At 64.7% G+C, this 24258-nt stretch carries 25 protein-coding genes; 11 read left to right on the top strand and 14 right to left on the bottom strand.

Going from position 1 to position 24258, the window contains the following annotated elements; all coding sequences use genetic code 11:
- Nucleotides 1-81 precede the first annotated feature (81 nt).
- From IAG25_RS11805 to IAG25_RS11775, 7 genes are all read left to right on the top strand, one after another.
- On the top strand, nucleotides 82-1308 hold the full coding sequence (locus IAG25_RS11805; protein ID WP_187604986.1) for an aspartate aminotransferase family protein: 1227 nt from the start codon (nucleotides 82-84) through the stop codon (nucleotides 1306-1308).
- Between the two features lie 16 nt (nucleotides 1309-1324).
- Entirely contained in the window at nucleotides 1325-2371 is a 1047-nt protein-coding gene (gene aruF / locus IAG25_RS11800) for an arginine/ornithine succinyltransferase subunit alpha (RefSeq protein ID WP_187605074.1), read from the top strand.
- Nucleotides 2368-3399 (top strand): arginine N-succinyltransferase, encoded by a 1032-nt coding sequence (astA, locus tag IAG25_RS11795; protein ID WP_187604985.1) that lies wholly within the window; start codon nucleotides 2368-2370, stop codon nucleotides 3397-3399. Before aruF ends, astA begins: the two co-directional genes overlap by 4 nt.
- Before the next feature lie 12 nt (nucleotides 3400-3411).
- On the top strand, nucleotides 3412-4884 hold the full coding sequence (astD, locus tag IAG25_RS11790) for a succinylglutamate-semialdehyde dehydrogenase (RefSeq protein WP_187604984.1): 1473 nt from the start codon (nucleotides 3412-3414) through the stop codon (nucleotides 4882-4884).
- Between the two features lie 15 nt (nucleotides 4885-4899).
- Nucleotides 4900-6249, top strand: a complete 1350-nt coding sequence (astB, locus tag IAG25_RS11785) for an N-succinylarginine dihydrolase (RefSeq protein WP_187604983.1) — start codon at nucleotides 4900-4902, stop codon at nucleotides 6247-6249.
- Nucleotides 6233-7249 (top strand): succinylglutamate desuccinylase, encoded by a 1017-nt coding sequence (gene astE / locus IAG25_RS11780; RefSeq protein ID WP_187604982.1) that lies wholly within the window; start codon nucleotides 6233-6235, stop codon nucleotides 7247-7249. Before astB ends, astE begins: the two co-directional genes overlap by 17 nt.
- 132 nt (nucleotides 7250-7381) lie before the next feature.
- Nucleotides 7382-8197, top strand: a complete 816-nt coding sequence (locus IAG25_RS11775; RefSeq protein WP_187604981.1) for an ABC transporter substrate-binding protein — start codon at nucleotides 7382-7384, stop codon at nucleotides 8195-8197.
- A 72-nt stretch (nucleotides 8198-8269) separates the two neighbouring features.
- On the opposite strand, the gene IAG25_RS11770 is transcribed toward IAG25_RS11775, so the two are convergent.
- The 6 genes from IAG25_RS11770 to IAG25_RS11745 all read right to left on the bottom strand — a co-directional run bounded on the left by IAG25_RS11770 (nucleotide 8270) and on the right by IAG25_RS11745 (nucleotide 13697).
- Nucleotides 8270-8662 carry a type II toxin-antitoxin system death-on-curing family toxin gene (locus tag IAG25_RS11770; protein ID WP_187604980.1) on the bottom strand — a complete coding sequence of 131 codons (393 nt, stop codon included), beginning with the start codon at nucleotides 8660-8662 and terminating at the stop codon, nucleotides 8270-8272.
- Complete coding sequence (locus IAG25_RS11765) at nucleotides 8662-8844, bottom strand: hypothetical protein (protein ID WP_187604979.1); 183 nt, start codon at nucleotides 8842-8844, stop codon at nucleotides 8662-8664. Before IAG25_RS11765 ends, IAG25_RS11770 begins: the two co-directional genes overlap by 1 nt.
- Nucleotides 8845-8911: 67 nt before the next feature.
- Nucleotides 8912-9775: an efflux RND transporter periplasmic adaptor subunit gene (locus IAG25_RS11760; RefSeq protein WP_187604978.1), complete on the bottom strand. Its 864-nt coding sequence runs from the start codon at nucleotides 9773-9775 to the stop codon at nucleotides 8912-8914.
- A 40-nt stretch (nucleotides 9776-9815) separates the two neighbouring features.
- Nucleotides 9816-10019 carry a DUF1656 domain-containing protein gene (locus IAG25_RS11755; RefSeq protein ID WP_035503388.1) on the bottom strand — a complete coding sequence of 68 codons (204 nt, stop codon included), beginning with the start codon at nucleotides 10017-10019 and terminating at the stop codon, nucleotides 9816-9818.
- A complete protein-coding gene (locus IAG25_RS11750; RefSeq protein WP_187604977.1) occupies nucleotides 10006-12183 on the bottom strand; it encodes an FUSC family protein in 2178 nt (725 codons plus the stop codon). Before IAG25_RS11750 ends, IAG25_RS11755 begins: the two co-directional genes overlap by 14 nt.
- 2 nt (nucleotides 12184-12185) lie before the next feature.
- Entirely contained in the window at nucleotides 12186-13697 is a 1512-nt protein-coding gene (locus IAG25_RS11745; RefSeq protein WP_187604976.1) for an efflux transporter outer membrane subunit, read from the bottom strand.
- A 168-nt stretch (nucleotides 13698-13865) separates the two neighbouring features.
- On the opposite strand from IAG25_RS11745, the gene IAG25_RS11740 reads away from it, so the two are divergent.
- The gene (locus IAG25_RS11740; protein WP_187604975.1) at nucleotides 13866-14804 is read left to right on the top strand and encodes a LysR family transcriptional regulator; all 939 of its coding nucleotides are present in this window, start codon (nucleotides 13866-13868) and stop codon (nucleotides 14802-14804) included.
- A 118-nt stretch (nucleotides 14805-14922) separates the two neighbouring features.
- Nucleotides 14923-15111, top strand: coding sequence for a hypothetical protein (locus tag IAG25_RS11735; protein ID WP_187604974.1), 189 nt, complete (start codon nucleotides 14923-14925; stop codon nucleotides 15109-15111).
- A gap of 3 nt (nucleotides 15112-15114) precedes the next feature.
- Here IAG25_RS11735 and IAG25_RS11730 read toward each other — a convergent pair whose 3' ends face one another.
- From IAG25_RS11730 to wrbA, 5 genes are all read right to left on the bottom strand, one after another.
- A complete protein-coding gene (locus IAG25_RS11730) occupies nucleotides 15115-15825 on the bottom strand; it encodes an SOS response-associated peptidase (protein ID WP_187604973.1) in 711 nt (236 codons plus the stop codon).
- A 54-nt stretch (nucleotides 15826-15879) separates the two neighbouring features.
- Nucleotides 15880-16683 carry a metallophosphoesterase gene (locus tag IAG25_RS11725; RefSeq protein ID WP_187604972.1) on the bottom strand — a complete coding sequence of 268 codons (804 nt, stop codon included), beginning with the start codon at nucleotides 16681-16683 and terminating at the stop codon, nucleotides 15880-15882.
- On the bottom strand, nucleotides 16680-18134 hold the full coding sequence (locus IAG25_RS11720) for an FAD-binding oxidoreductase (RefSeq protein ID WP_187604971.1): 1455 nt from the start codon (nucleotides 18132-18134) through the stop codon (nucleotides 16680-16682). Before IAG25_RS11720 ends, IAG25_RS11725 begins: the two co-directional genes overlap by 4 nt.
- A 159-nt stretch (nucleotides 18135-18293) precedes the next feature.
- Entirely contained in the window at nucleotides 18294-18692 is a 399-nt protein-coding gene (locus IAG25_RS11715) for a DUF2069 domain-containing protein (protein ID WP_187604970.1), read from the bottom strand.
- Nucleotides 18693-18700: 8 nt separating this feature from the next.
- Nucleotides 18701-19321: an NAD(P)H:quinone oxidoreductase gene (gene wrbA, locus IAG25_RS11710; RefSeq protein WP_187604969.1), complete on the bottom strand. Its 621-nt coding sequence runs from the start codon at nucleotides 19319-19321 to the stop codon at nucleotides 18701-18703.
- A gap of 96 nt (nucleotides 19322-19417) precedes the next feature.
- Between wrbA and IAG25_RS11705 the strand changes: the two genes are divergently transcribed.
- Nucleotides 19418-20725, top strand: a complete 1308-nt coding sequence (locus IAG25_RS11705) for a YihY family inner membrane protein (RefSeq protein WP_375336509.1) — start codon at nucleotides 19418-19420, stop codon at nucleotides 20723-20725.
- Nucleotides 20726-20743: 18 nt separating this feature from the next.
- Here the strand turns inward: IAG25_RS11705 and IAG25_RS11700 are convergent, their stop codons facing one another.
- The 3 genes from IAG25_RS11700 to IAG25_RS11690 all read right to left on the bottom strand — a co-directional run bounded on the left by IAG25_RS11700 (nucleotide 20744) and on the right by IAG25_RS11690 (nucleotide 23386).
- Complete coding sequence (locus IAG25_RS11700) at nucleotides 20744-21064, bottom strand: Mpo1-like protein (RefSeq protein WP_187604967.1); 321 nt, start codon at nucleotides 21062-21064, stop codon at nucleotides 20744-20746.
- A gap of 145 nt (nucleotides 21065-21209) precedes the next feature.
- Nucleotides 21210-22052, bottom strand: a complete 843-nt coding sequence (locus tag IAG25_RS11695) for an alpha/beta fold hydrolase (RefSeq protein ID WP_187604966.1) — start codon at nucleotides 22050-22052, stop codon at nucleotides 21210-21212.
- A complete protein-coding gene (locus IAG25_RS11690; RefSeq protein ID WP_187605073.1) occupies nucleotides 22049-23386 on the bottom strand; it encodes an O-acetylhomoserine aminocarboxypropyltransferase in 1338 nt (445 codons plus the stop codon). Before IAG25_RS11690 ends, IAG25_RS11695 begins: the two co-directional genes overlap by 4 nt.
- A gap of 242 nt (nucleotides 23387-23628) precedes the next feature.
- On the opposite strand from IAG25_RS11690, the gene IAG25_RS11685 reads away from it, so the two are divergent.
- The gene (locus tag IAG25_RS11685; protein ID WP_187604965.1) at nucleotides 23629-24081 is read left to right on the top strand and encodes a CBS domain-containing protein; all 453 of its coding nucleotides are present in this window, start codon (nucleotides 23629-23631) and stop codon (nucleotides 24079-24081) included.
- Nucleotides 24082-24258: the final 177 nt, after the last annotated feature.

The following is a 24258-nucleotide window of genomic DNA, read 5'->3' as shown; positions in this document are numbered from 1 at the left end:
GCGCGCGATTGCCTAATATCGAACCTGACTGCCAAGAACCGGTGCACGACACCGATGCACGAACCTGACGAGGAGTGGCTCATGACCGACATCAATGTGAATCGCGGTACGTTCGACGAAGTAATGGTTCCGGTGTTCGCGCCGGCCAGTTTCGTGCCCGACCGGGGCCGCGGCTCGCGCGTATGGGACACCGAAGGCCGCGATTACGTCGATTTCGCCGGCGGCATCGCGGTGACGGCGCTGGGCCACGGCCATCCCGAATTGCTGAAAGTGCTGCACGAGCAGGGCGAAAAGCTCTGGCACATCGGCAACGGCTACACCAACGCGCCAGTGTTGCGCCTCGCGAAACGCCTGACCGATCTGACCTTCGCCGATCGCGCATTCTTCGCGAACTCGGGCGCGGAAGCGAACGAGGCGGCGCTGAAGCTCGCGCGCCGCTATGCAATCGACAATCACGGCGACGACAAGATCGAGATCATCTCGTTCACGCAGTCGTTCCATGGCCGCACGTTCTTCACGGTAAGCGTCGGCGGCCAGCCGAAGTACGCCGAAGGTTTCGGTCCGCAGCCGCAGGGCATCCGTCATCTGCCGTACAACGATCTGCCGAAGGCGCTCGAAGCCATCGGCTCGAAAACCTGCGCGGTGATCGTCGAGCCGGTGCAGGGCGAAGGCGGCGTGCTGCCCGCCGATCCCGCGTTCCTGAAGGGCCTGCGCGAAGCGTGCGACAAGCACGGCGCGCTGCTTATTTTCGATGAAGTGCAGACCGGCGTCGGCCGCACGGGCACGTTCTACGCGTACATGCAATACGGCGTGACGCCCGACATTCTCACGAGCGCGAAGGCGCTGGGCAACGGCTTCCCGATCGGCGTGATGCTGACGACCAACGAGATCGCCGCGCATTTCAAGGTCGGCGTGCACGGCACGACGTATGGCGGCAATCCGCTGGGCGCGTCGATCGCGGAGAAGGTCGTCGAACTCATCAGCGATCCGAAACTGCTCGAAGGCGTGAACGAGCGCAGCCGCGCGATCAAGGCGCATCTTGAGCGTCTGAACGAGCGCTTCGGCATGTTCAAGGAAATCCGCGGGCGCGGTCTTCTGATCGGCGCGGAACTGAACGACGCCTACAAGGACCGCGCGAAGGACGTGCTCAACGCGGCGGCGGCGAACGGCGTCATCATGCTGATCGCCGGGCCGAACGTGCTGCGCTTCGCACCGTCGCTCATCATGCCGATGGCCGATCTCGACGAAGGTTTCGCGCGCATCGGCAAGGCGATCGAACAGGTCGTCGGCGCCGCCGCCGTCAAGTGACCCACAGGACCCGATGATGCTATTCGTCCGTCCCGCAAGACTCTCCGATCTCGACGAGCTCGAACGGATGGCGCGCGCAGCGCTTCCCGTGCTGCACTCGCTGCCGCGCGACAGGCGCGCGCTCGAAACGCGCGTCGCGCTGTCGGAAGACTCGTTTCGCGCCGAAGTCGAATTTCCCGGCGAGGAGTTCTATCTCTTCGTGCTCGAAGATTCGCAAACGGGCAGGCTGCTCGGCACGTCGAGCATCGTCGCGTCGGCGGGCTATTCCGAGCCGTTCTACGCATTTCGCAACGACGCGCTGATCCACGCGTCGCGCGAGCTCAAGGTGAACCGCAAGATCCACGCGCTCACGATGTCGCATGAGCTGACGGGCAAGAGCCGCCTGACGGGTTTCTACATCGATCCGTCGCTGCGCGACGAAGCGAACGAAGCAGCGGCGCATCTGCTGTCGCGCGCGCGCATGATCTACATCGCCGCGAACCGCAAGCGCTTCTCGGGCGAAGTCTTTTCGCTGATGCTCGGCGTCACCGACGATGCCGGCGCGTCGCCGTTCTGGGATGCGGTCGGGCGCAAGTTCTTCGGCCGCGACTTCGAGCAGGTGGAATCGGAATCGGGCGGGCGCAGCCGCACGTTCATCGCGGAAGTGATGCCGAGCTATCCGCTCTACGTGCCTTTGCTGCCTGGCGAAGCGCAGCGCGTGCTCGGCGAGCCGAACGAAGGCACGCTGCTCGCCTACGACATTCATCTCGAAGAGGGCTTCGAGCCGGATCGTTTCGTCGATATCTTCGATGCGGGCCCGGTGCTCACGATCGCCGTCGGCAAGAGCGCATCGGCGAGTTCGAGCGAGCTGCGCACGGTGCGCGATGGCGCATCCGAAAGCGGTGCGCCGTATATCGTCGCGGCGGGCGGGGCGCATGAGTTCCGCTGCATCGTCGCCGGACTCGCGGGCACGCGCGCCGACGGCGCCGCACTGACCGCCGCCGCGTGCGCCGCGCTCGGCGTGGAGGACAAGGACACGGTGCGTTGCGTGCCGTTGCATCAGGCATCGGGAGAATTGCAATGATCGTCGTGCGTTGCACGCAGCCGGGCGATGTCGATGCGCTCGTCGCGCTCGCCCAGGAAACGGGTCCGGGACTCACCACGTTCAAGCCGGATCGCGATGCGCTGGCGGCACGCGTCGAACGTGCGCGCCGCACGCTCGACGGCGATGCGCAAGCGTTCGAAGCGGGCTATTTCTTCGTGATGGAAGACACCGCGACCGGCGATGTCGCGGGGGTGTGCGGCATCGAAAGGGAAGTCGGGCTGGAGCAGCCGTTCTACAACTATCGCGTGTCGACGGTCGTGCATGCGAGCAAGGACATGGGCGTCTGGACACGCATGTCGCTGCTCAATATCTCGCACGATCTGACCGGTTATGCGGAAGTGTGCTCGCTGTTTCTGAGCCCGCGTTACCGGACGGCCGGCGTGGGCGGTTTGCTGTCGCGTTCGCGCTTCATGTTCATCGCGCAGTTCACGGATCGCTTTCCGCAGCGTTTGTGCGCGGAATTGCGCGGCCATTTTGACGAGAACGGCGAGTCGCCGTTCTGGAACGCGGTCGGCTCGCACTTCTATCAGATCGATTTCAACGAAGCGGATTACCTGAGCTCGCACGGCAAGAAGTCGTTCGTCGCCGAGCTGATGCCGCGCTATCCGGTGTATCTCGACTTGCTGCCCGATGCCGCGCAACGCGCGGTCGGCGTCACGCACAAGGACACGACGCCCGCGCGCAAGATGCTCGAAGCGGAAGGGCTGCGTTACGAGAATCACGTCGATATCTTCGATGCGGGCCCGGTGCTCGAATGCCATACGGCCGACTTGCGCACGGTGCGCGAGAGCTTGCTGGCCCGCGTGCGCATCGGCGATCGCACGGAGACGGACAGCAACGCGAAGAGCCTCGTATCGAACACGCTGCTCGAAGACTTCCGCTGCGGCGCGACGACGGGCGCGGTCGAGAACGGCGCGTTCCTGCTGACGGCGGAAGAAGCCGCCGCATTGCGCGTGAAGGAAGGCGACCAGGTGCGCGTGCTGACGTCCTATCCGCGAGCAAAATGAATGAGAGAGAACATGGATATTTCGAACCAGTTGTATATCGGCGGCGCTTGGCAGGAAGGCAAGGGCGCGGCGTTCGCATCGCGTAATCCGGGTTCCGACGAAACCGTGTGGCAAGGCCGCAGCGCATCGGCGGAAGATGTGGATCGCGCGGTGTCGTCGGCGCGGCGCGCGTTCGCTTCGTGGTCCGCGCTTTCGTTCGATGAGCGCGTCGCGATCGCCAAACGCTTCGCCGCGTTGCTGAACGAGAACAAGGAAGCGCTCGCGAGCGCGATCGGCCGCGAAACCGGCAAGCCGCTGTGGGAAGCGCGCACGGAAGTCGCGTCGATGGCGGCAAAGGTCGATATCTCCGTACAGGCATATCACGAGCGCACCGGCGAAAAGCGCGCGCCGATGGCCGATGGCGTCGCGGTATTGCGGCATCGTCCGCACGGTGTCGTCGCCGTGTTCGGGCCATACAACTTTCCGGGGCACTTGCCGAACGGGCATATCGTGCCGGCGCTGATCGCGGGTAATGCCGTCGTGTTCAAGCCGTCGGAACTCGCGCCCGGCGTCGCGGCCGCGACGCTCGCGCTGTGGATTCAGGCCGGATTGCCCGCGGGCGTGCTCAATCTCGTGCAGGGCGAGAAGGATACCGGCGTCGCGCTCGCGAATCACCGGCAGATCGACGGGCTGTTCTTCACTGGCAGTTCGGACACGGGCACGCTGCTGCACAAGCAGTTCGGCGGCCGTCCCGAGATCGTGCTCGCGCTGGAGATGGGCGGCAACAATCCGCTCGTCGTCGCGAACGTCGAAGATATCGATGCAGCCGTGCATCACACGATCCAGTCGGCGTTTCTGTCGGCGGGGCAGCGTTGCACGTGCGCGCGCCGTCTGTTCGTTCCCGACGATGCCTTCGGCGAGCGATTCATGCAGCGCTTCACCGAGGTGAGCGCGAACATCGCTGTCGGCAAATTCGACGATCAACCGCAGCCGTACATGGGCGCCGTGATTTCGGCGCGCGCGGCGGCACGGCTCGTCGATGCGCAGACGCGTCTGATCGAAGCGGGCGCGAAGCCGGTTCTTGAAATGACACAGCGCGCGGCGCATCTCGGCTTCGTGTCGCCCGCGATTCTCGATGTAACGAACGCCCGCGACGTGCCCGACGAAGAGCACTTCGGCCCGATGGTGCAGGTCACGCGCTACAGGACTTTCGACGAAGCGATCGAGCGCGCGAACGACACCGCCTTCGGCCTTTCCGCAGGCCTGCTCGCCGACGACGAAGCCGCATGGAAGCACTTCCAGCGCACGATCCGCGCGGGCATCGTCAACTGGAACCGGCCGACCAACGGCGCATCGTCGGCGGCGCCGTTCGGCGGCATCGGACGCTCGGGCAACCAGCGGCCGAGCGCGTATTACGCGGCGGACTATTGCTCGTATCCGATGGCGTCGGTGGAAAGCGCGCAATTGCAGATGCCCGCGAGCGTATCGCCGGGACTCACGTTTTAAGTACGGGACATGACCATGCAGGCATCGAAAGCATACGAGGCGAACTTCGACGGATTGGTCGGCCCGACGCACAACTACGCGGGACTTTCGTTCGGCAATGTCGCGTCGCGCAGCAACGAAAAGTCGGTGGCGAATCCGAAGGCCGCGGCGAAGCAGGGCTTGCGCAAGATGAAGCGGCTTGCGGATCTCGGTTTTCAGCAGGGCGTGCTGCCGCCGCTGGAACGTCCGTCGATCAGGCTGTTGCGCGATGTCGGCTTTTCCGGCGACGACGCCAGCGTGATCGCGCGCGCCGCGCGTGAAGCGCCCGAACTGCTCGCCGCGGCAAGCTCCGCATCGGCGATGTGGACCGCGAACGCCGCGACCGTGAGCCCATCGGCGGACACGGAAGACGGCCGCGTGCATTTCACGCCCGCGAATCTCGCGGCCAAGCTGCATCGCGCGATCGAGCATGGCGAAACGCGCCGCTCGCTCGGCGCGATCTTCGCCGATGAAGCCCGCTTTCGCATTCATCACGCGCTGCCCGGCACGCCCGCGCTCGGCGACGAAGGCGCGGCGAACCATACGCGCTTCGCTCGTGAGTACGGCGACAAGGGCGTCGAGTTTTTCGTGTATGGCAAGAGCGAGTACGGTCAGGGTCCGCAGCCGCAGCGCTATCCCGCGCGTCAGACGCTCGAAGCGAGCCGCGCGGTCGCGCGTCTGCATGGCCTGTCCAGCGACGCAACCGTGTTCGCGCAACAATCGCCCGACGTGATCGATGCAGGCGTGTTCCATAACGACGTGATCGCGGTCGGCAATCGCACGACGCTCTTTTGTCACGAGCGCGCGTTCGTCGATCAGCACAAGGTCTATGACGAGTTGCGCACGAAGCTCGACGCGCTCGGCACGCCGTTCACCGCGCTCGAAGTGCCGGAAAGCGAAGTGAGCGTGGAAGACGCGGTCTCGTCGTATCTTTTCAACAGCCAGTTGCTGTCGAGCGCGGACGGCAGGCAACTGCTGATCGTGCCGCAGGAATGCCGCGAAAACGCGCGCGTGGCGGCTTACCTCGATTCGCTCGCGTCGCGCAAGACGCCCATCGACGAAGTGCTCGTTTTCGATTTGCGCGAGAGCATGAAGAACGGCGGCGGCCCGGCGTGTCTGCGCCTGCGTGTCGTGCTCGATGAAGCCGAGCGCGCCGCGGTCAATACGCGCGTATGGATGAACGACGCGCTTTTCACGCAGCTCGATGCGTGGATCGACCGACACTATCGCGACCGACTCGCGCCCGCCGATCTCGCCGATCCGAAGCTGCTCGCGGAATCGCGCGCGGCGCTCGACGAACTGACGACCATCCTCGGACTCGGTGCCGTCTATGACTTCCAGCGCTGATTCATCCCTGCTCGACAATTTCCTCGCTTTCACGCTCGAAGGCAGGCGTCCTGCGACAAACGGCGGAATCGCGCCGTCCGGCGTGCGCTGGACATGGCAGGGCGAAGGCGTGCTGCTGCTCGAACCCGCGCGGGAACCGGCGCACAGCGTGCTCGTATCGGCGGGCATTCATGGCGATGAAACCGCGCCGATCGAGATGCTGTCGCCGCTCGTCGCGGATATCGCGCATGGCCGCGCGCCGCTCGCCGCGCGCGTGCTGGTCGTGCTCGGCAACATCGGCGCGATGCGCGCGGGCGATCGCTATCTCGACGACGACCTCAACCGCCTGTTCAGCGGCCGTCATGCGCGTTTCGAGAAGAGCCGCGAAGCACCGCGCGCCGACGAACTGGAGCGCGCCGCGCTGGACTTCTTCGCTGCCGTTGAGCATCCGAAGTGGCACATCGATATGCACACGGCGATCCGCGCATCGGTGTTCGAGCAGTTCGCGCTGTTGCCGCACACGGGCGCGCCGCTCGCACGCGCGATGTTCGACTGGCTGCGCGATGCGCGTCTGCAAGCCGTGCTTTTGCATCGCGAGAAGGGCAATACCTTCACGCACTTCACCGCCGAGAAAGCGGGCGCGCTCGCGTGCACACTGGAGCTCGGCAAAGTGCGGCCGTTCGGGCAGAACGACCTTGCGCGCTTCGCGGCGTCGGATGCGGCCTTGCGCCGTCTGATCGCGGGCGAGGCAGCCACGGAGCAGGCGCCGTTGCGCGTGTTCACGGTCGTCGCGCAGATCGACAAGCAAAGCGAGCACTTCGTGCTGAATGTGGCGAGCGATGTGCCGAACTTCACCGCATTCTCCGCAGGCACCGAACTCGCGCGCGACGGCGACTATCGCTATCGCGTGTCGCACGATGAAGAACGCATCGTGTTTCCGAATCCGAAGGTCAAGCCGGGGCTGCGCGCTGGCCTGATGGTCGTCGACACGACCGAATCGACGCTCGCCTCTCTCGATTGAATCCGGTTCGCACGCGCTACAATCGCGCCCCGGTGTCGGGTGCGAATGGGGAATTTTGTGCCGCGTGCTTCATCGGATGTGCGAAGCCGCATCATGACACCAGAATCGAACCGCAATGGAAGGAGATGGAAGTTGAAGAAATCGTATCTGGTCGGTCGCAAGTTGGCGGCGTTCGCAGTGCTGGGCGCGACTATCGGCACGGGCGTCGCCGCGTTGAATGCGCAAGCAGCCGATAACATGAAGGAACTGCGCTTTGGCGTCGAAGCGTCTTATGCGCCGTTCGAATCGAAGTCGCCGAGCGGCGAGTTGAAGGGCTTCGATATCGACATCGGCAACGCGGTGTGCGCGAAACTGAAGATGAAGTGCGTGTGGGTCGAGAATTCGTTCGACGGCCTCATTCCCGCATTGCAGGCGCGCAAGTTCGACGGCATCAATTCGGACATGACGATCACCGACAAGCGCAAGGTCGCCATCGACTTCACGGACCCTATCTATACGATTCCCAATCAACTGATCGCGAAGAAGGGCAGCACGATCCAGCCGAGCGTCGATGGTCTGAAGGGCAAGCGCGTGGGCGTGCTGCAAGGCTCCATCCAGGAGACCTACGCGAAGGCGAAGTGGGCGCCGGCGGGCATCGATATCGAGTCGTATCAGGCGCAGGACCAGATCTATGCGGATCTCGCGTCGGGCCGTCTGGATGCGGCGTTCCAGGATGCCGAAGCGGCGTCGAAGGGATTTCTGAAGCAGCCGCAGGGCGCGGGTTTCGCGTTCGCGGGACCGGCTGTGTCGGATGACAAGCTGCTGGGTTCCGGCGTGGGCTTCGGCGTGCGCAAGAACGACAAGGCGCTGAAGGAATCGCTCAATCGCGCGTTGAAGGAACTGAAGGACGATGGGACCATCGATCGCTTCGCGCAGAAGTATTTCGATGTGAAGGTGGTGTTGAAGTAAGGCGACATGCAGGCCGGATGTGAAAAGCCCGCTCGGGGAAAGCCGGAGCGGGCTTTTATTCGTCTGGCTGGCTCAAGAGCACATGCAGATCACCGACAGGTAATCGGCCAGTTCTTCGCGCTCGATCTTCCCTTCTGCGACTTCGACCATCACTTCGACGAGATCGTCCTCGATTTCGAGCGTGGAGGAAAGGTCGTAGCCCTGGACGCTCAGATACGTCAGGGCACAGACCAGAGCCGTGCGTTTGTTCCCGTCATTGAAAACATGGCCCCGAGCGATCGCGACCGCGTACATCGCCGCAATGCCGAAGACATCGTCCAGTCCTGCGTAGTGCGCATGATTCTCGACTCGCGCGAGCACGGCCTCGACACCGCCGGGGCCCGCTTGCGCAAATCCGGGCAAACCGCCTTCGAGGTCCAAAATGTCATCGTGTACTGCAATGACATAGCGAGCGTTGAGCAGCATCAGCGCTTGGCGAGTGCCTTGATTGCGATGTTGTGCGTCTGAATGATCTTCCGCACCGCAGCCGATACACGCTCGCGCGATTCCGGCGTCGACATGTCGATGTCACGGTCGGCTTTCGGCGCGATCTTCTCGCGAGGCGGAATAGCCGAAACGGCCATCCGTCCAATCTTTTTGGGTTCCATTCGAGCTTCCTGCTTTTGCGATCGACTCGTGCATTTTAACGGCATCGCGAATGGCACGGAGAATTGCTCAACTCGACGGCGCAATCACCACCGTACAAGTCGTCCCCGCGCTCAACAGCACCCCCTCCGGCACGTCATCGATATGCAAGCGCACCGGCACGCGCTGCGCCAACCGCACCCAGTTGAACGTCGGATTCACGTCGGCGAGCAGTTCGCGGCTCTGCGGATTGTCGCGGTCATAAATCCCGCGCGAAATGCTCTCCACATGCCCCTTCAGCTCGCCGCCGCTCATCAGGCGAATCGACGCCTTGTCGCCGATGCGCACGTGCGGCAGCTTCGTTTCCTCGAAGTAGCCATACACCCAGAACGAATGGCTATCGACGATCGCGAGCTTCGCCGCGCCCGCCGTCGCATAGTCGCCGCGAAACACGTTCAGGTTCGTCACATAGCCATCCACCGGCGAAAACACCTTCGTGCGCTCGAGATTGAGCTTCGCGGCGTCGAGCGCGGCCTGCGCCTGCTGCAATTGCGCTTCGGCGGTCGATGCGGTCTGCATCGCGTTCTCGCGCGCTTCCTTCGACACGACCTGGCTGTCCATATCGGCGCGCCGCGCGGCATCCGCACGGCGCATGCGCAGTTCGGCCGCGCGCGCCGCGACAGTCGCCTGCGCCTGCTCGACCGCGATCTGATAGTGCGACGGATCGATTTCCATCAGCAGATCGCCTTTCTTCACGAGCTGGTTATCGCGAACCGGCAACTGCACGACCGCGCCCGACACATCCGGCGCGACATTGACGACATCCGCGCGCACGCGGCCATCGCGTGTCCACGGCTCGTCCATGTAATGCACCCACAGCACGCGCCCGATGATGAGCGCGACCGCGAAGATGGCGATCGTCAAAACGAGACCGATTATTTTCCGAAGAATCATGATGCAACTCTTTGTTCAGCTTGGATGAAAGTGACGCCGCTCATCGATACGCGACGAGCCCGAGCGTGCCGCAGATGCACACGAGCAGACTTGCCCGAAAGAGCGCCGGATGCCAGACCACACGATAGAGCCCCGTCAGCGAGAGCACCCGATCCACGACCCACGTGATCATCGCGCCCGCGATGAAGAGCAGCAGTATCGTCGGCACATAGGCTTCGAGGATCGCGACGTTACGCGGGAACATGGGGCGCTCCTTCGGGCGTGGGTTTTTCGGCGGGCGCAAACAGCGCGAACGGAGATTCGTGATCGAGCAGCGCGGTGCGGATGAAATGCAGATGACTCGCGATGCGCTGCAGCCGGTGTCTGTCTTCACGCGGCCGATCGGCCGACGCGAGCAGCGCTTGCGTATCGGCAATCGCACGTTCCGTCGCGGCGAGCGCGGCGTCGAAGCGCTTCGCCTGCGGCCGATCGAAGAGCCGCGCGACGGCATCGAGCGTCGCATCGACCGGGCGTCGGCATGACATCGGCTCGCGCGGCAGCGCCGCCATTTCGCGCCGCAAGTCGATCACCGCATTGCCGAATTCGAGCACGGCGAAGAGCCATTGCAGCGCGTCGCGTTGCAAATCGGCGCGGCCGTTGGCGAGCGCGTTGATCTGCGCGAGCAGATCGCGCGTGCGGCTCTCGAAGTGCGTCGTAAGACTTTCGAGCCGTCCGCGGCGCGCGTTCACGACTTCGCGCCGCAAGTCGCCGAGCAGCAGATGACGCAGCCACGGCGCATCGGTCGGCAGGAGCACGGCGAAGGCGATCGCCGCGACGATCATCGACAGCACGAGCGCGAGCGCATCGTTCATGAAGCCGGTCGGATCGTAGTGGACCAGATTGTCCGGCCCCGCAAGAAAGCAGAAGAAGATGCAATAGCCGATGCCCACGCCCGCGAGCGTGCGCCGCGTGCTCAGATACGCGCCGAGCAGCAGCGCGGGCGCGAGCGCGGCGCACATCATCGCGAAGCCGTCGATATGCGGAAACACGCCGAACACGACGATCATGCCGACCACGCTCGCGAGCATCGTGCCGATCGCCATTTGCGCCGACATGAGCGTCGGTCGCGGCGACGACGATGCCAGCGCGCACACGGCCGCGGCGTTGAGTACCATCGTGCCGCCGCTCGGCCACGCGGTTTCGATCCAGAACGCGGAGAGGATGAACATCACCACCGCGCCGCGCAGGCCCGAAATGGCCGCCGCGAGCAGGTTGGTCTTCGGCACGTAGCGCGCGATCCAGCGCTCGCGTTCGTGCGACGGCGATGTCAGCGACGCATACGTTTCGGCATACGCGAGCATGTCATCGACGAAACGGTAGAGCAGTTCCGCCGCGGTGTCGAACTCGAGCTGCGCGAAGTCCGGATTCGTTTCGAGCGATGCACGCGCCGCGCGCACGCGCTTCGGCAGCGCGGCCTTGTAATCGCGCAACTGCGCGGCGGCGTGCGCGGCATCGGCGGCGTTGCGCACCGGCTCGCCCGACAGCGACAAGAGCGGCGGCACTTCGCGAAAGAACGGTTCGAGCGCGGCGATGGTCGTCGCCGATGCGTTCTCGCGCAGCCGGTTCATCAACTGATGCAGCGCGTGAAAGCGCGTCGACGCGCTCATGAATTCGCTGTTCAGACGCGCGAGCCGCCCGCCGCGCATCCGCGATTCGGGGTTCTCGAACACGGCGACACTGCGCGCGGCCTCGAAGCCGACGATATCCGACACGAACGCGAGGTTCGTCCGCTCGATCTGCGCGCGTTCCATGTTGCCCGACAGCGCGCGGCACACGTAATCGACGAACTGCGTGAAGCGCCGGCGCACCGTCGTCTTGACCTGCTCGCCCGCATGCTGCGGAAAGATGAGCGCGCTCACCGCGCCGGAACACACGATGCCGAGTGTCACTTCGCCGACACGCGTAAGCGCCGACAGATACGCGGCCTCCGGATGCTGCGCCGCCGGAATGCCGATCAGCGCGGCCGTGTAGCCCGCGAGCACGAAGCCGTACGAGCGAAAGTTGCGGTTGCGCGCCGCGCCCGCCGTGCAGATGCCGACCCACAGCGCCGTCGCGGACAGAAACAGCACCGGCTGCTGCGAAAACAGGCTGATGAAGACCATCATCACGACGAGGCCGACCATCGTTCCGCAGAAACGATAGAAGCTCTTCGCGAGCACCATGCCGCTTTGCGGCTGCATCACGACGAACACGGTGGTCATCGCGGTGCGCGGCTGTTGCATGTCGAGGCGCATCGCGATCCACAGCGCGAGGAGCGCGGCGAGCACGGCCTTGAAGATGTAGACCCACGCGAGGCCGTCGGTGCGCGCCCAGTCGAGCAGGGCCAGCCTGAGCGACGGACGTTCGATGAGCGTAGCGGGCGTCGACATGCTCAGTTGCCCGCCTTGCTGAACGGTCCGATGTGCTTCGACGGCGCGAGCGCGGTCTGTTCCGGCCCGTTCGACGGATCATCGATGCCGCCGCCGAGCGCCGACGTGAGCGTCGCGTAGGACGCGAGCCGTTGCGCGCGCACGCGCGCCTGTCCGTCCTGCGCCTTGAGCAACTGCGTCTGCGCAATGAGCACGTTCAGGTAATCGGTGAGCCCGCGCTTGTAGCCTGCGTTCGCGAGATCGTAGTTCTTGCGCGCGGCGGCGACGGAGCGGCCGGACGCTTCGAGCTGCGTGTCGAGCGAATGCACGCGCACGACCTGATCGGCGATGTCCTTGAGCGCCGCGACGAGCGTCGCGTTGTAGTGATCGACGGCCTGATCGTATTGCGCCGATGCCGCGCCGAGCTGCGCGCGCAGGCGTCCGCCTTCGAAGATCGGCAGCGAGATCGCCGGGCCGAAGCTGTAGCCCGACGCATCGCGCGTGAGGAAGCTGAGCAGCGCGCCGCCCGCGAACGCCTGCGTCAGAGAAGCCGCGAGATTGATGTTCGGATAGAAACCGGCCTTCGCCACATCGATGCCGCGCGCCTGCGCCGCGACCAGCCAGCGCGCCGCGACGATATCGGGCCGATGCCCGACGAGTTCCGCCGGCAGCGCGGAGGGCAGGGGCAGCGGCGTCGCGAGCGAGAGCGCCGGACGCGTGAGCGCTTCGCCCGCGCCCGGACCATCGCCGGCGAGCGCGGCCAGTTGATTGCGCGCGAGCTGGATTTCTTCCTTGTAGACATCGACCTGACGCTCGTATTCGGGCAGGGGCGCTTCGGCCTGGCTCACTTCGAGCTGCGTGCCGAGGCCGCCTTTCAGACGCCGCCGCGCGAAATCCGCGATGCGCTCCTGCTGCGCGAGCGTGTCCTGCGCGATATCGAGCAGCGCGAACGACTGCGAGAAGCCGATGTAAGCACGCACGACGTTCGTCTCGAGTTCGAGTTGCGCGGCGCGCGCATCGGCGGCGCGCACATGAGCGACGTCGAGCGCGCGTTCGGCGTTGTTGTCGTCGCGATGCCAGAGATCGAGGTTGTAGGACAGCGAGAGGGCGGCGGTGTTGTCCCAGGTGGTCGTATCGGCGTACGGACCGGGGCCGTAGAAATCGTTATTGGGCCAGTTCTTGCGCGACACGCTCATCGCGCCGTCCACGTGCGGCAAGAGCTCGGAGCGCGCGACGCCCGCCTGTTGCTGCGCCTCGCGCACACGCGCGGCCGCCATCGCGAGCGTGGGACTGCCGTTGGTCGCGCGGGAAATCCAGGCGTCGAGTTGCGGGTCCTCATAGGCACGCCACCATTGCGCCTCGGGCCATTGGGCGTCGGCATTGGCGGCGCGAATGGCGCTGCCGACATCGAGCGTCGTTGCGTCCTTGAGCGAATCCTGCGGCGCGTTCTTGCCCGTGCTCGCACACCCGGCAATTGTTAATATCGCTGTAAGAACGACGGCACAAGCAGCGCTTTTGGACACGCGTCCTCGCACGATTCACTCCCAAATTCGAATTAGATTCAAGGGAGTAATTATATTTTTGCGCGGATTGTCGAATAACCCGTAAGGATGCAAAGCATTCTTACGATACTTGTGATAATCGTTGTTACGAGCCGTGCAACAATTCGATTCACGAACAGTTCTTGAAGACGGAAAAGCGCCATGGACACGCTCCAGAACATGCGCGTATTTGTGCGGGTCGTCGAAGCGGGCAGCTTCACCGCGGCCGCGCAACATCTCAATACGACGACGGCCTATGCCTCGCGGGCCGTATCGGACCTCGAAGCGCATCTGCGCGCGCGCTTGCTGAATCGCACGACGCGGCGCATCGCGCTCACCGAAGCGGGCGAGCGCTATCTGCAACGTTGCGAGCAGATTCTTGCCTATGTCGATCAGGCGGAAGCCGAAGCCGGCGACGCTCACGCGCGTCCCTCTGGCAAGCTCAAGGTGCATTCGATGACGAGCTTCGGCCAGCACTACATCGTGCCGATGATCTCGCGCTATCAGCAGCGCCATCCATCCGTGCAGGTCGATCTGACGCTCGCGCAACGTGTGCCGGACCTGCTCGACGAAGGCTATGACGTGTCCGTCGTGCTCGCGTCCGATCTGCCAGATTCCGGACTCGTGTCGGCGCGGCTCGGCTCGGTCTACAGCATTGCGTGCGCTTCGCCGGCCTATATCGAGCAGTACGGCGCGCCGCACGTGCTGTCCGATCTCGTGCGCCACACGTGCCTGCATCTGATGACGCCGGTGTTTCCGCCGGATCGCTGGGTGTTCGACGGCCCGAACGGACAGGAGACCGTGAGCCTCGGCCCGTCGACGTTCACGGTGAACGTGGCCGAAGCGATGGTCGTCGCGATCCGCGAGAGCATGGGCATCGGCGTGCTGCCGACGTCGTCCGCGCTCCCCGGCCTGCGCGCGGGCACGCTCGTGCGCGTGTTGCCGCAGTACACGATGCAGGAGTTGAACGTCTACGCGCTCTATCCGTCGCGCCAGTATCTCGACGCGAAAATCCGCACATGGGTGGAGTTTCTGCGCGAGGCGCTGCCCGATACGCTCGCGGCGGACGCGGAATCGTTGAAGGAATTCGTCGTCACCTGAAGTTACGGGCGTTCAGTTACGAAAAAAGCCGCGTCGCAACACTTGCTTACGCACGATGTGCCCGCAGCTTGGTACTTTCTGCACTGGTTCCATCGCACTTTTAATCGGGATAGGTCACATGAGTACGCCACTTCTGCTCGCACTCGCCGCGCTTCTGGTGCTGATCGCCGTTCCGGCGTCGCGCGACTTCTTCAACGCCATGCGTGGCCAGTCGGAGCGCAACGCGAAGCGGCGTCTCGTGCCGGTGCGCATCGACGACGATCGCGATGCGCGTCTACGCCGCATGCGCGACCCATACGATCGCTGAAGTTCAGAGCAGCGTTTCGAGCGGCTCGATGAGTCGCGGCTCGTCGTTGGTCGCACGATTCACATCGCTCGATACACGATGCCACACGAAGTGCGACGCCGGCACGCCGTCGGCCTTGACGAGCGCCGCGAGATCCTCGAGTGACGCGGCGGGATCGAGCCAGCGTCGCGCGACGGCGGGCGAGAACACGAGCGGCCGGCGGTCGTGCACATCGATCAGGCCTTCGTCCGCCGCAGCCGTCACGATGACGAAGCCCGCGCCGGGCGCCGCGGCGTCCTCGTCGCGCATGATGCTGGTGAGCGCAGCGAGGTACATCGGCTCGCCGTCCGCGCGCTGAATGAAATACGGCTGCTTGAAGGGCTTCGCCGCCGGATCTGCCGGGCGCGGCTCGATGCGCCATTCGAACCAGCCGTCGGCGGGCACGAGAATGCGCGCCTTCTTCCACAAGTGCTTGAAGTAGGCGCTCGTCGCCGCAGTCTCGACGCGCGCATTGATGGTCTGCGGCAACTTCTTCTGGATGGCCCACGGCGGGCAGTAGCCCCAGTGAACCGCGCGGATCGTCTCATCAGGATAGACGGCGAGCGGATGCGTGCCGGGCGAGAGGTTATAGCCGGGACGCCTGTCGGCGGCGTCCACGAGCACGAACGGATTTTTCAGATGCAGGCGCTGCGCGTAATGCATCGGTAGTCGGTACTGGCTGATTCGGCCGCACATGGCGTCCCTCCGCAAAGTCCAACACGGTTCCGTGCTTCCTGATTCGTTGCCGCGCTATATCTCGACGACCTTGTCCCATGCGAACTCGGGATTCTCCCACTCCTGGCGGCGCCGGCTGAAATAGCCGCGCGGATTGCACACGACCCGCGTGCCCTCGACGACATAGTCGAACGACGTATGCGTATGGCCGTGAATCCACAGCGATACCGGCGCACGCGCAAGCGACGGCAGGTGATTGACGAAGCCCGCCGACACGAGATCTTCCGCATAGCGCGGCGCGAGGCTCGCGCGCATCGGCGCGTGATGCGTGACGACGATGGTCTGTCCCGTGAACGGTTTCGCGAGCTCGCTTTCGAGCCATGCGCGCGCCTGTTCGTGCAACGCGAGCGAGTCGTCGGGCGCGAACTCGCGGTGCTCGCCGTCCGGCTCGGGCCACGCGAGCTGGATCAGGCCTTTGTAGTCGAGCATGACCTTCGTGCACGCCTCTTTGGCATTTTCGATGTCCGCGTCGCCGGACCCGAACAGCGCGAAGTCCGTCCAGAGCGTCGTGCCGAGCACGCGCCACGCGCCACGCCGATCCACCAGCGACGCGTTGTTCAGATAGTGCACGTTGTCGACACTGCGCGCGGCGTCCTGCATCGCCGCTTCCATCGCGCCGAATTCGGCGTCGTAGTACTCGTGATTGCCGGGCACGTAGACGATAGGGACATCGGAACCGAAATTTTCCGCGGCCCAGCGCAAACCTTCGGCGTGGTTGTGGATGTCGCCCGCCAGCACGACGAGATCGGCCTCGGCGTAGGGAATTGCCAGTGGCTCGTCGCATTCGAGATGCAGGTCCGACAGCACGCGAATCTTCATGCGATGTTCTCCTTCGCGAGCGCCGTGCTCCAGCGCACGACCTTGCCGGGATTCATCAGGTTGTCCGGATCGAGCGCGGCCTTGATCGTCTGCATGAGGCGCACTTCGACCGGCGACTTGTAGTGCATCGCTTCATCCACTTTCAACTGACCGAGGCCGTGTTCGGCGCTGATGCTGCCGCGATGCCTGTGCACCTGGTCATACACGAGCGCGTTGATCGGGGTCTGGAATTCGTCGAGGAACCGTTTCGCATCGACGCCTTCGGGCGCCTGCACGTTGTAGTGCAGATTGCCGTCGCCGAGATGGCCGAACGTCACCATGCGCACGCCGGGCACCGTGTCCGCGATGATCGCATCGGTTTCGTCGATGAAGCGGCCGATGCTCGAAATGGGCACGGCGATGTCATGCTTGATGTTCAGACCTTCCTCCGCCTGCGCAAGCGGAATATGCTCGCGCAAACTCCAGAACGCCTGCGACTGCGCGAGACTTTCCGCGACGACGGCGTTTTCCACGATGCCTTTTTCGAGCGCTTCTTCCATCAGCCGTTCGAACAACGTGCGCGCGTGCGTCTCGCTTTCGCTGTCGGAGAGTTCGAGCAGGACGGTCTGCCCGTGCGGCTCGTCGAACGGATAGCGCAATTGCGGGAAATGCTTGCCGACGAGGCGCATCGAGAAATCGGACATCAGCTCGAAGCCGGTCAGCAGCGCGCCTGCATGATGCTGCGCGAGCGAGAGGAAATCGAGCGCGGCGTGCGGCGACGCGAGCCCGGCCAGCGCCGTGACCTTCGCGACCGGCGCGGGATGCAGCTTCATGACCGCGGCCGTGATGATGCCGAGCGTGCCTTCCGCGCCGATGTAAAGATCGCGCAGATCGTAGCCGGTGTTGTCCTTGCGCAGCCCGCGCAGGCCGTCCCAGATTTCGCCCTGCGGCGTCACCACTTCGAGTCCGAGGCACAGTTCGCGCGTATTGCCGTAGCGCAGCACGCCGGTTCCGCCCGCATTCGTCGATAGATTGCCGCCGATCGTGCAACTGCCTTCGGCGGCGAGACTCAACGGAAAGAGCCGCTGCGCACTGGCGGCGCGCGCCTGGATCTCGGCGAGCACGACGCCCGCTTCGACGGTCATCGTATTGTTGTGCGGATCGACGCCGCGAATGCGATTGAGCCGCTTCAGGCTGATGACCGCCTGCACGCCGCTCGTATCGGGCGTCGCACCGCCGACGAGGCCGGTGTTGCCGCCCTGCGGCACGATCGCGATGCGATGCTCGCGTGCGAGCCGCACGACTGCCGCGACCTGCGCCGTATCGGCGGGCAGCAGCACGGCGCATGCGTTGCCGCGATAGCGCTTGCGCCAGTCGACGAGATAGGGCTCGGTATCGTGGGCGCCGGTCAGGACATTCGATGTGCCGAGAACGTCGGCGCAGGCGGCGATGAAAGCTTCAGTTGCGGTCATGGGCAGATCAACAAAATTCCGATGGAGCGTAGTGCACAGTATCGCGCAGGCAGGCGGCGCGCGATCCTCGTCCGAATGGCATAGGCCTGCGCGTCGGACGGCGTTTCGTGCTACAAAGCATCACGTCTGCAAGACGCATGCATCAAAAAAGCGGGTGATTCAGCTTTTTTTCGAACGTGCGTTCAGCCGGGCGGCACGTTTGAACGGCGCGACATACGCGAGCGCGCAGACGAAAAACGCGAGCGCGAGGAGCGCTTCGAGCCAGGCGAGCGAAGCGGAGAGACCCGCATCCGTCATGCCGCGCACGACGCCTTCGGCCAGATAGAGAAGCACGAGCATCAACGCCCATTGCAGCGTGTAGACGTTCCTGCGAGCGACGCCCGGCAGCGCGCACGCCAGCGGCAGCGCCTTCAACGCGAGCGCCCATGCGCCGGGCCGCAGCGGCGCCAGCCAGAGCTCCCAGACGAGCGTGAGCACGATCAGCGCGGCGAGGCTCGCAAGCGCGGCCAGCGCGAACGCGGCGTTCGATCGCGCGTTGATGGCGGCGGGCGCGTTCATTGGCCGGTTCATGCCGAACGGGCGCCGCGCACGAGATTGAGCGCGGTGCGCGCGAGCCGGGCCCCGAGCGCGATGGCGAGCGCCTTCTCGTCGGCGGAAATGCCGTGGCGCTGGTTTTCGTCGCCGCCCGCGCGCGCGTGGTGCGACGCGCCGTAAGGCGTGCCGCCGCTTTGCGTCGTGGTGAGCCGCGACTCGGTGTACGGGATGCCGACGATCATCATGCCGTGATGCAGGAGCGGCAGCATCATCGAGAGCAGGGTGCTTTCCTGGCCGCCGTGCAGACTGCCGGTCGACGTGAAGACGCTGGCGGGCTTGCCCGACAGTGCGCCGGAAAGCCACTGCGGCGTCGTGCCGTCGAGGAAGTATTTGAGCGACGCGGCCATGTTGCCGAAGCGCGTGGGCGAGCCAAGCGCGAGACCCGCGCATTCTTCGAGATCGCGCAACTCGGCGTAAGGCGGGCCGTCGGCGGGAATGTCGGGGTGAGTGGCTTCGCAGACGGTGGAGACCGGCGGCACCGTGCGCACGCGCGCTTGCATGCCGGGCACGCTGTCGACGCCCTGGGCGATCGCGAGCGCAAGCTCGCGGGTCGCGCCGTGGCGGCTGTAGTAGAGCACGAGGATGTCGTTCATAAGGCTTTTTTAGTGAACGGCTATTATAGGTATTGGGTGATTTTCGTGGCGAGACGCGGCGTGGAGCGTGCGGGCCGCCACGACGGGAGAATGCGTTTGCAGCACGTTTCCATCGATCTCGCGGCGGTCAAGCGCCTCGCCAGTTTTGTCGCGCGGCGCATCGGCGAAGATCGCGTCGCGCAAGTGGCGGGCAGCCTCACGTTCACGAGCGTGCTGTCGATCGTGCCGCTCGCCACCGTCGCCTTCGCGCTCTTTACTGCGTTCCCGATCTTCGGCTCTTTCCAGGCATCGTTGCAGGATTTCCTCGCGGTGCACCTGATGCCGCCGCAGATCAACGACCAGATCTTCAAGTATCTGAACCAGTTCGCGTCGAAGGCAAAGGGGCTCACGACCGTCGGCATGATCATTCTGTTCGTGACTTCCGTCATGACGATGATGACGGTCGAGTCCGCGTTCAACGTGATCTGGCGCGTGAAGAAGGCGCGTCCGTTCGCGCAGCGCGTGCTCGTCTACTGGTCGATCATCACGCTCGGGCCGATTCTCTTCGGCTGCAGCCTGTCCATCTCCTCCTATGTGTTCGCGCATTCGGTCGCGTTCGCGGGCTCGCACAACCTGATGCCGCCGATCGTCGAATGGGCGCTGACGGGCGTCTCCCTGCCGCTCACTGCGCTCGCCTTCACGATCATTTACGTGTACATGCCGAACTGCAAGGTCGAGTGGCGCGATGCGATCGTCGGCGGATTGATCGCGGCGGTCGCGTTCGAGCTCGGCAAGCGCGGCTTCGGCTATTACGTGCGGCGCATTCCGACCTATACCGCCGTCTATGGCGCGTTCGCCGCGCTGCCGGTGTTTCTGCTGTGGGTCTATCTGTGCTGGGTGTTCGCGCTCGTCGGCGCGATGGTCACGTCCGCGCTGCCCGCCATTCGCACGGGCCAGTATCATCGGCGCGATTTTCCGGGCAGCGATCTGCTCGATGCGCTCGAAATCCTCGCGCGGCTCGTCGAGGCGCGCGACGAGGGCAAACCCGGCCACACCGCCTTGCAGCTTTCCAGCATGGCGCGCTGCGATCTCGATACGTCGACGCGCCTGATCGCACGGCTCGATGCGCTCGGCTGGATCGGCCGGCTGGAGGATTCGCGCACGCCGCGTTACGTGCTGATCGCCAATCCGAGCCAGATCACGGTGACGATGCTCTTCGAGCAGTTCGTCATCGACCGCGCCGAGCTGGAATATCAACTGAAACTGGACGCGGCGCAGGTCGATTGCGCCGCCCTCATGAGCGCGCTGGAAAACGACAAGCTGGAGATCACGCTCGGTTCGCTGATCGCGGCCCGCGTGTCCGCGCTGACGAGCGCGCGCCCACGCGAGACGCCGCGCTCGTCGATGCCGGGGCAGCCCGCGTGAGCGCGTGCCGGGCGTCGATCAAAGCGAGATCTTGCCGACGCAGATGTCCTTGAACATCACCCAGTCGCCCATCAGGCTGTAGACCGGATGGCGAAACGTAGCGGGGCGGTTCTTTTCGAAAAAGAAATGGCCGATCCACGCGAAACCGTAGCCGCACACGACGGCTGCGGGCAGCCAGAGCCAGTCGCCGGTCGCGATCGTCATCGCGACGCAGCCGATCACGCCGAGCGAGCCGATGAAATGCAGCCTGCGTGAAACCAGATTTCGGTGTTCGTCGAGATAAAAGGGATAGAACTCGGCGAAGTTCGCGAAATGTTCACCGTGTGCGGTGTGCGCCATGACGGCCTCCCTGATGATGCATGCCGGTGTCGTTCGGGCGATGCGCGCCTGTCTGACGATTCACCAGCAAGAACCATTCTGCGACTGCGATGCGCGCCATGCAAGCGGTTGCGGCGAGCCTGCGCGGTCCGCCGCACGCGCGGATTCAGCCGGCCTTGCTCTCTGCTTTGACGCAGGCGAGCGCGAATGCGAACAGGGTATCCAGCGTCGCGTCGGGCTGCTCGGACATCAGCGCGTGTCCGGCGTCCAGTTCCACCGATTGCACCGTCGCGCCGGCTTTGCGCAGCGCATCGACGAGCGGCCGGGCGGCTCGCGGCGGCGTCATCATGTCACGCTTGCCGCTCACGATGCACACCGGGCAGCGCACGGCGGCCGCGCGTTCGGGCGCATCGGCGTAGGTATTGCAGGCGCTGAAATCGGTATGAAAAAGGAGCGCTTCGCCGCGCAGGCTCACGCGTTCCATGAGCCGCTGATTCACGCCCTGCAACCAGAAACCCGGCGCGGGGCTCGACGGTTTCGCGGCGATCGTCGAATGCGACCACTGATTGACCATCGCGATGGCTTCGGGCTCGTGCTCGCGCGCGGCGTCGAGCAACGTGTCGGAGACGGCCATCGGCGCGGCGGTCGCGAGCAGGGCGAGGCCCGTCGTGCGATCGGGATAGCGGCCCGCGACGTCGAGCGCGATCAGCGAACCCATGCTGTGGCCGACGAAGATCGCCTTTTGCACCTTCGCCGCGTCGAGCACGGCGATCACCCAGTCGGCGAGTTGGTTGATGGTCGGCAGCGCGGGGCCGTCGCTTCGTCCGTGACTCGGTAGATCGAGCGCCAGCACGCCGAAGCCGTGATGGGCGAAATAGCGCGTCTGCAACGCCCATACGCTGTGGTCGTGCTCGGCGCCGTGAATGAACACGATGGCCGGCCGGGCGGCGTCGAGCGGCTTGCCGCCAGTGTAGGCGTAGGCGGCGCGGCCGTGGACATCGAGGATCATGCGCGGCTCCCGAGCGGCGCGCCCGCGCCGGCGTCCTGGCCGGTTTCGGCGGCTTTCTGGGCGGCCTTCAGCCCGCGTTTAAGATCGTCGATGAGATCGTCCGGGTCTTCGAGTCCGATCGAAAGACGGATGCGCCCCGGCCCGATGCCCGCGGCTTCGAGCGCGGCGGCATCCATGCGGAAGTGCGTCGTGGAGGCAGGATGGATCACGAGCGAGCGCGCATCGCCGACGTTCGCGAGATGCGAGAACAGCGTAAGCGTTTCGATGAACTTGCGCGCCGCCGGCACGCCGCCCTTCAGATCGAAGCTGAACACCGCGCCCGCGCCGCGTGGCAGCAGCCGCCCGGCGAGCGCGTGATCGCGATGCGTCGGCAGTTCGGGATAGGCCACGCTTTCCACCGTCGACGAACTCAGCAGGAACTCGATCACCTTGCGCGTGTTCGCGACATGCCGATCCATGCGCAGCGGCAAGGTTTCGATGCCTTGAAGCAGTTGCCAGGCCGCTTGCGGATGCAGGCACGCGCCGAAATCGCGCAAGCCTTCGCGCCGGGCGCGCAACAGGAACGGTGCGACCGTGCTCTCTTCGGCGAACACCATGCCGTGAAAGCCGTCGTAGGGTTCGGTGAACTCCGGGAAGCGCCCGCTCGCGGTGAAATCGAAGGTGCCGCCATCGACGAGCACGCCCCCGATCGTCGTCCCGTGCCCGCCGAGAAACTTGGTGGCGGAGTGATAGACGAGGTCCGCGCCATGCTCGAACGGGCGCAGCAGATAGGGCGTCGTGAACGTGGAATCGACGAGCAGCGGCACCGCGTGCTCGTGCGCGATTTCCGCGACGCCCGCGATATCGAGCACGTCGAGGCCCGGATTGCCGAGCGTTTCGCCGAAGAAGAGCCGCGTGTTCGGCCGTGCGGCCGCGCGCCACGCATCGAGATCGTGCGGCGTCACGAAGGTCGTCTCGATGCCGAAGCGCCGCAGCGTGTAATGAAGCAGGTTGTGCGAGCCGCCGTAGAGCGCGCTCGACGCGACGATATGCGAGCCCGCGCCCATCAGCGTCGCGATGGCGAGATGCAGCGCGGCCTGGCCGCTCGCCGTGCCGATCGCGCCGACGCCGCCTTCGAGCGCCGCCACGCGTTCCTCGAACACCGCGACGGTCGGATTCGAGATGCGCGAGTACACGTGTCCGGAGCGCTCCATGTTGAAGAGCGCGGCGGCGTGATCGCTGTCGCGGAAGGTAAACGATGTGGTCTGATAAATCGGCGTCGCGCGCGCGCCCGTGGCGGGATCGGGCGCGGCGCCCGCGTGCAGCGCGAGCGTGTCGAAGCGGTTGGATGGCATCATAGGCGGCCGGCGCGCAAGGCGGCGCCAGCGTGCGGCGAAAAATGAGGGTCAATCATCCTAACATCGGATGCACGCGCCCAAACCTAGGGCGAACGCTTGTCAAAAAAACGCGCAAAGCCTTGTCCGTTCGGCTGATGCGGGCCATGTTCGCTTTCCTTTTGCGGGCCTTTCCGATAGCATCGACCTATGGTTTCATCACCGTTTGGGCATCTGAACAGGCATTTCGCGAGGAGACAGTCATGCGAGTCAGCGACATTCTGAAAGTGAAGGGCAACACGCTCTTTACCGTGACACCCGATACGCCGCTCTCCGACGCGATCGACACAATGGCCGCGCACGATATCGGCTCGCTCGTCGTCATGGAGTACGGCGATCTGGTCGGCATGCTGACCTTCCGCGAGATCATCCTGACCTTGCACAACAACAGCGGCTCGGTCGGCGCCACGACCATCCGCAAGATCATGGACGACCATCCGCTCACGTGCACGCCGGAAACGGACGTGAACGAGGTGCGCCGCATGATGCTCGAGCATCACGTGCGTTATCTGCCGGTCATGGAAAAGCGTCAGTTGATGGGCGTCATCTCGTTCTACGACGTGGCCAAGGCCGTCGTGGAAGAACAGGGCTTCGAGAATCGCATGTTGAAGGCGTATATCCGCGACTGGCCCGAGCAGCAGGAAGAAGTTCGCTGAGCGTCGCCGAGCGTCGATACCATGCCGCGAGGCGTCGCGCTTCGCGGCATGGTGTATCAGCCGATGCTTCGCGCAGAATTCAGCATATGCAGCGCGCCCTCATGGCGCGCTTTTTTTTGGTCTGGACTGAGGGCGAAGCCAGCCTTCGGCCCGTTTTTCGTTTCATTCGGATTCGAT

It is taken from the genome of Caballeronia sp. EK (assembly GCF_014384845.1).
Lineage (GTDB): Bacteria > Pseudomonadota > Gammaproteobacteria > Burkholderiales > Burkholderiaceae > Caballeronia > Caballeronia jiangsuensis.
Note: the sequence above shows the minus strand (reverse complement) of the source record. Positions and strands in the feature narration are given on the sequence as shown.

Excerpts from the sequence above, each read along its gene's own strand:
- IAG25_RS11805 (WP_187604986.1), top strand. The coding sequence starts at position 82 with ATGACCGACATCAATGTGAATCGCGGTACGTTCGACGAAGTAATGGTT.
- aruF (WP_187605074.1), top strand. The coding sequence starts at position 1,325 with ATGCTATTCGTCCGTCCCGCAAGACTCTCCGATCTCGACGAGCTCGAA.
- astA (WP_187604985.1), top strand. The coding sequence starts at position 2,368 with ATGATCGTCGTGCGTTGCACGCAGCCGGGCGATGTCGATGCGCTCGTC.
- astD (WP_187604984.1), top strand. The coding sequence starts at position 3,412 with ATGGATATTTCGAACCAGTTGTATATCGGCGGCGCTTGGCAGGAAGGC.
- astB (WP_187604983.1), top strand. The coding sequence starts at position 4,900 with ATGCAGGCATCGAAAGCATACGAGGCGAACTTCGACGGATTGGTCGGC.
- astE (WP_187604982.1), top strand. The coding sequence starts at position 6,233 with ATGACTTCCAGCGCTGATTCATCCCTGCTCGACAATTTCCTCGCTTTC.
- IAG25_RS11770 (WP_187604980.1), bottom strand. The coding sequence starts at position 8,662 with ATGCTGCTCAACGCTCGCTATGTCATTGCAGTACACGATGACATTTTG.
- IAG25_RS11765 (WP_187604979.1), bottom strand. The coding sequence starts at position 8,844 with ATGGAACCCAAAAAGATTGGACGGATGGCCGTTTCGGCTATTCCGCCT.
- IAG25_RS11760 (WP_187604978.1), bottom strand. The coding sequence starts at position 9,775 with ATGATTCTTCGGAAAATAATCGGTCTCGTTTTGACGATCGCCATCTTC.
- IAG25_RS11755 (WP_035503388.1), bottom strand. The coding sequence starts at position 10,019 with ATGTTCCCGCGTAACGTCGCGATCCTCGAAGCCTATGTGCCGACGATA.
- IAG25_RS11750 (WP_187604977.1), bottom strand. The coding sequence starts at position 12,183 with ATGTCGACGCCCGCTACGCTCATCGAACGTCCGTCGCTCAGGCTGGCC.
- IAG25_RS11740 (WP_187604975.1), top strand. The coding sequence starts at position 13,866 with ATGGACACGCTCCAGAACATGCGCGTATTTGTGCGGGTCGTCGAAGCG.
- IAG25_RS11735 (WP_187604974.1), top strand. The coding sequence starts at position 14,923 with ATGAGTACGCCACTTCTGCTCGCACTCGCCGCGCTTCTGGTGCTGATC.
- IAG25_RS11730 (WP_187604973.1), bottom strand. The coding sequence starts at position 15,825 with ATGTGCGGCCGAATCAGCCAGTACCGACTACCGATGCATTACGCGCAG.
- IAG25_RS11725 (WP_187604972.1), bottom strand. The coding sequence starts at position 16,683 with ATGAAGATTCGCGTGCTGTCGGACCTGCATCTCGAATGCGACGAGCCA.
- IAG25_RS11720 (WP_187604971.1), bottom strand. The coding sequence starts at position 18,134 with ATGACCGCAACTGAAGCTTTCATCGCCGCCTGCGCCGACGTTCTCGGC.
- IAG25_RS11715 (WP_187604970.1), bottom strand. The coding sequence starts at position 18,692 with ATGAACGCGCCCGCCGCCATCAACGCGCGATCGAACGCCGCGTTCGCG.
- wrbA (WP_187604969.1), bottom strand. The coding sequence starts at position 19,321 with ATGAACGACATCCTCGTGCTCTACTACAGCCGCCACGGCGCGACCCGC.
- IAG25_RS11700 (WP_187604967.1), bottom strand. The coding sequence starts at position 21,064 with ATGGCGCACACCGCACACGGTGAACATTTCGCGAACTTCGCCGAGTTC.
- IAG25_RS11695 (WP_187604966.1), bottom strand. The coding sequence starts at position 22,052 with ATGATCCTCGATGTCCACGGCCGCGCCGCCTACGCCTACACTGGCGGC.
- IAG25_RS11690 (WP_187605073.1), bottom strand. The coding sequence starts at position 23,386 with ATGCCATCCAACCGCTTCGACACGCTCGCGCTGCACGCGGGCGCCGCG.
- IAG25_RS11685 (WP_187604965.1), top strand. The coding sequence starts at position 23,629 with ATGCGAGTCAGCGACATTCTGAAAGTGAAGGGCAACACGCTCTTTACC.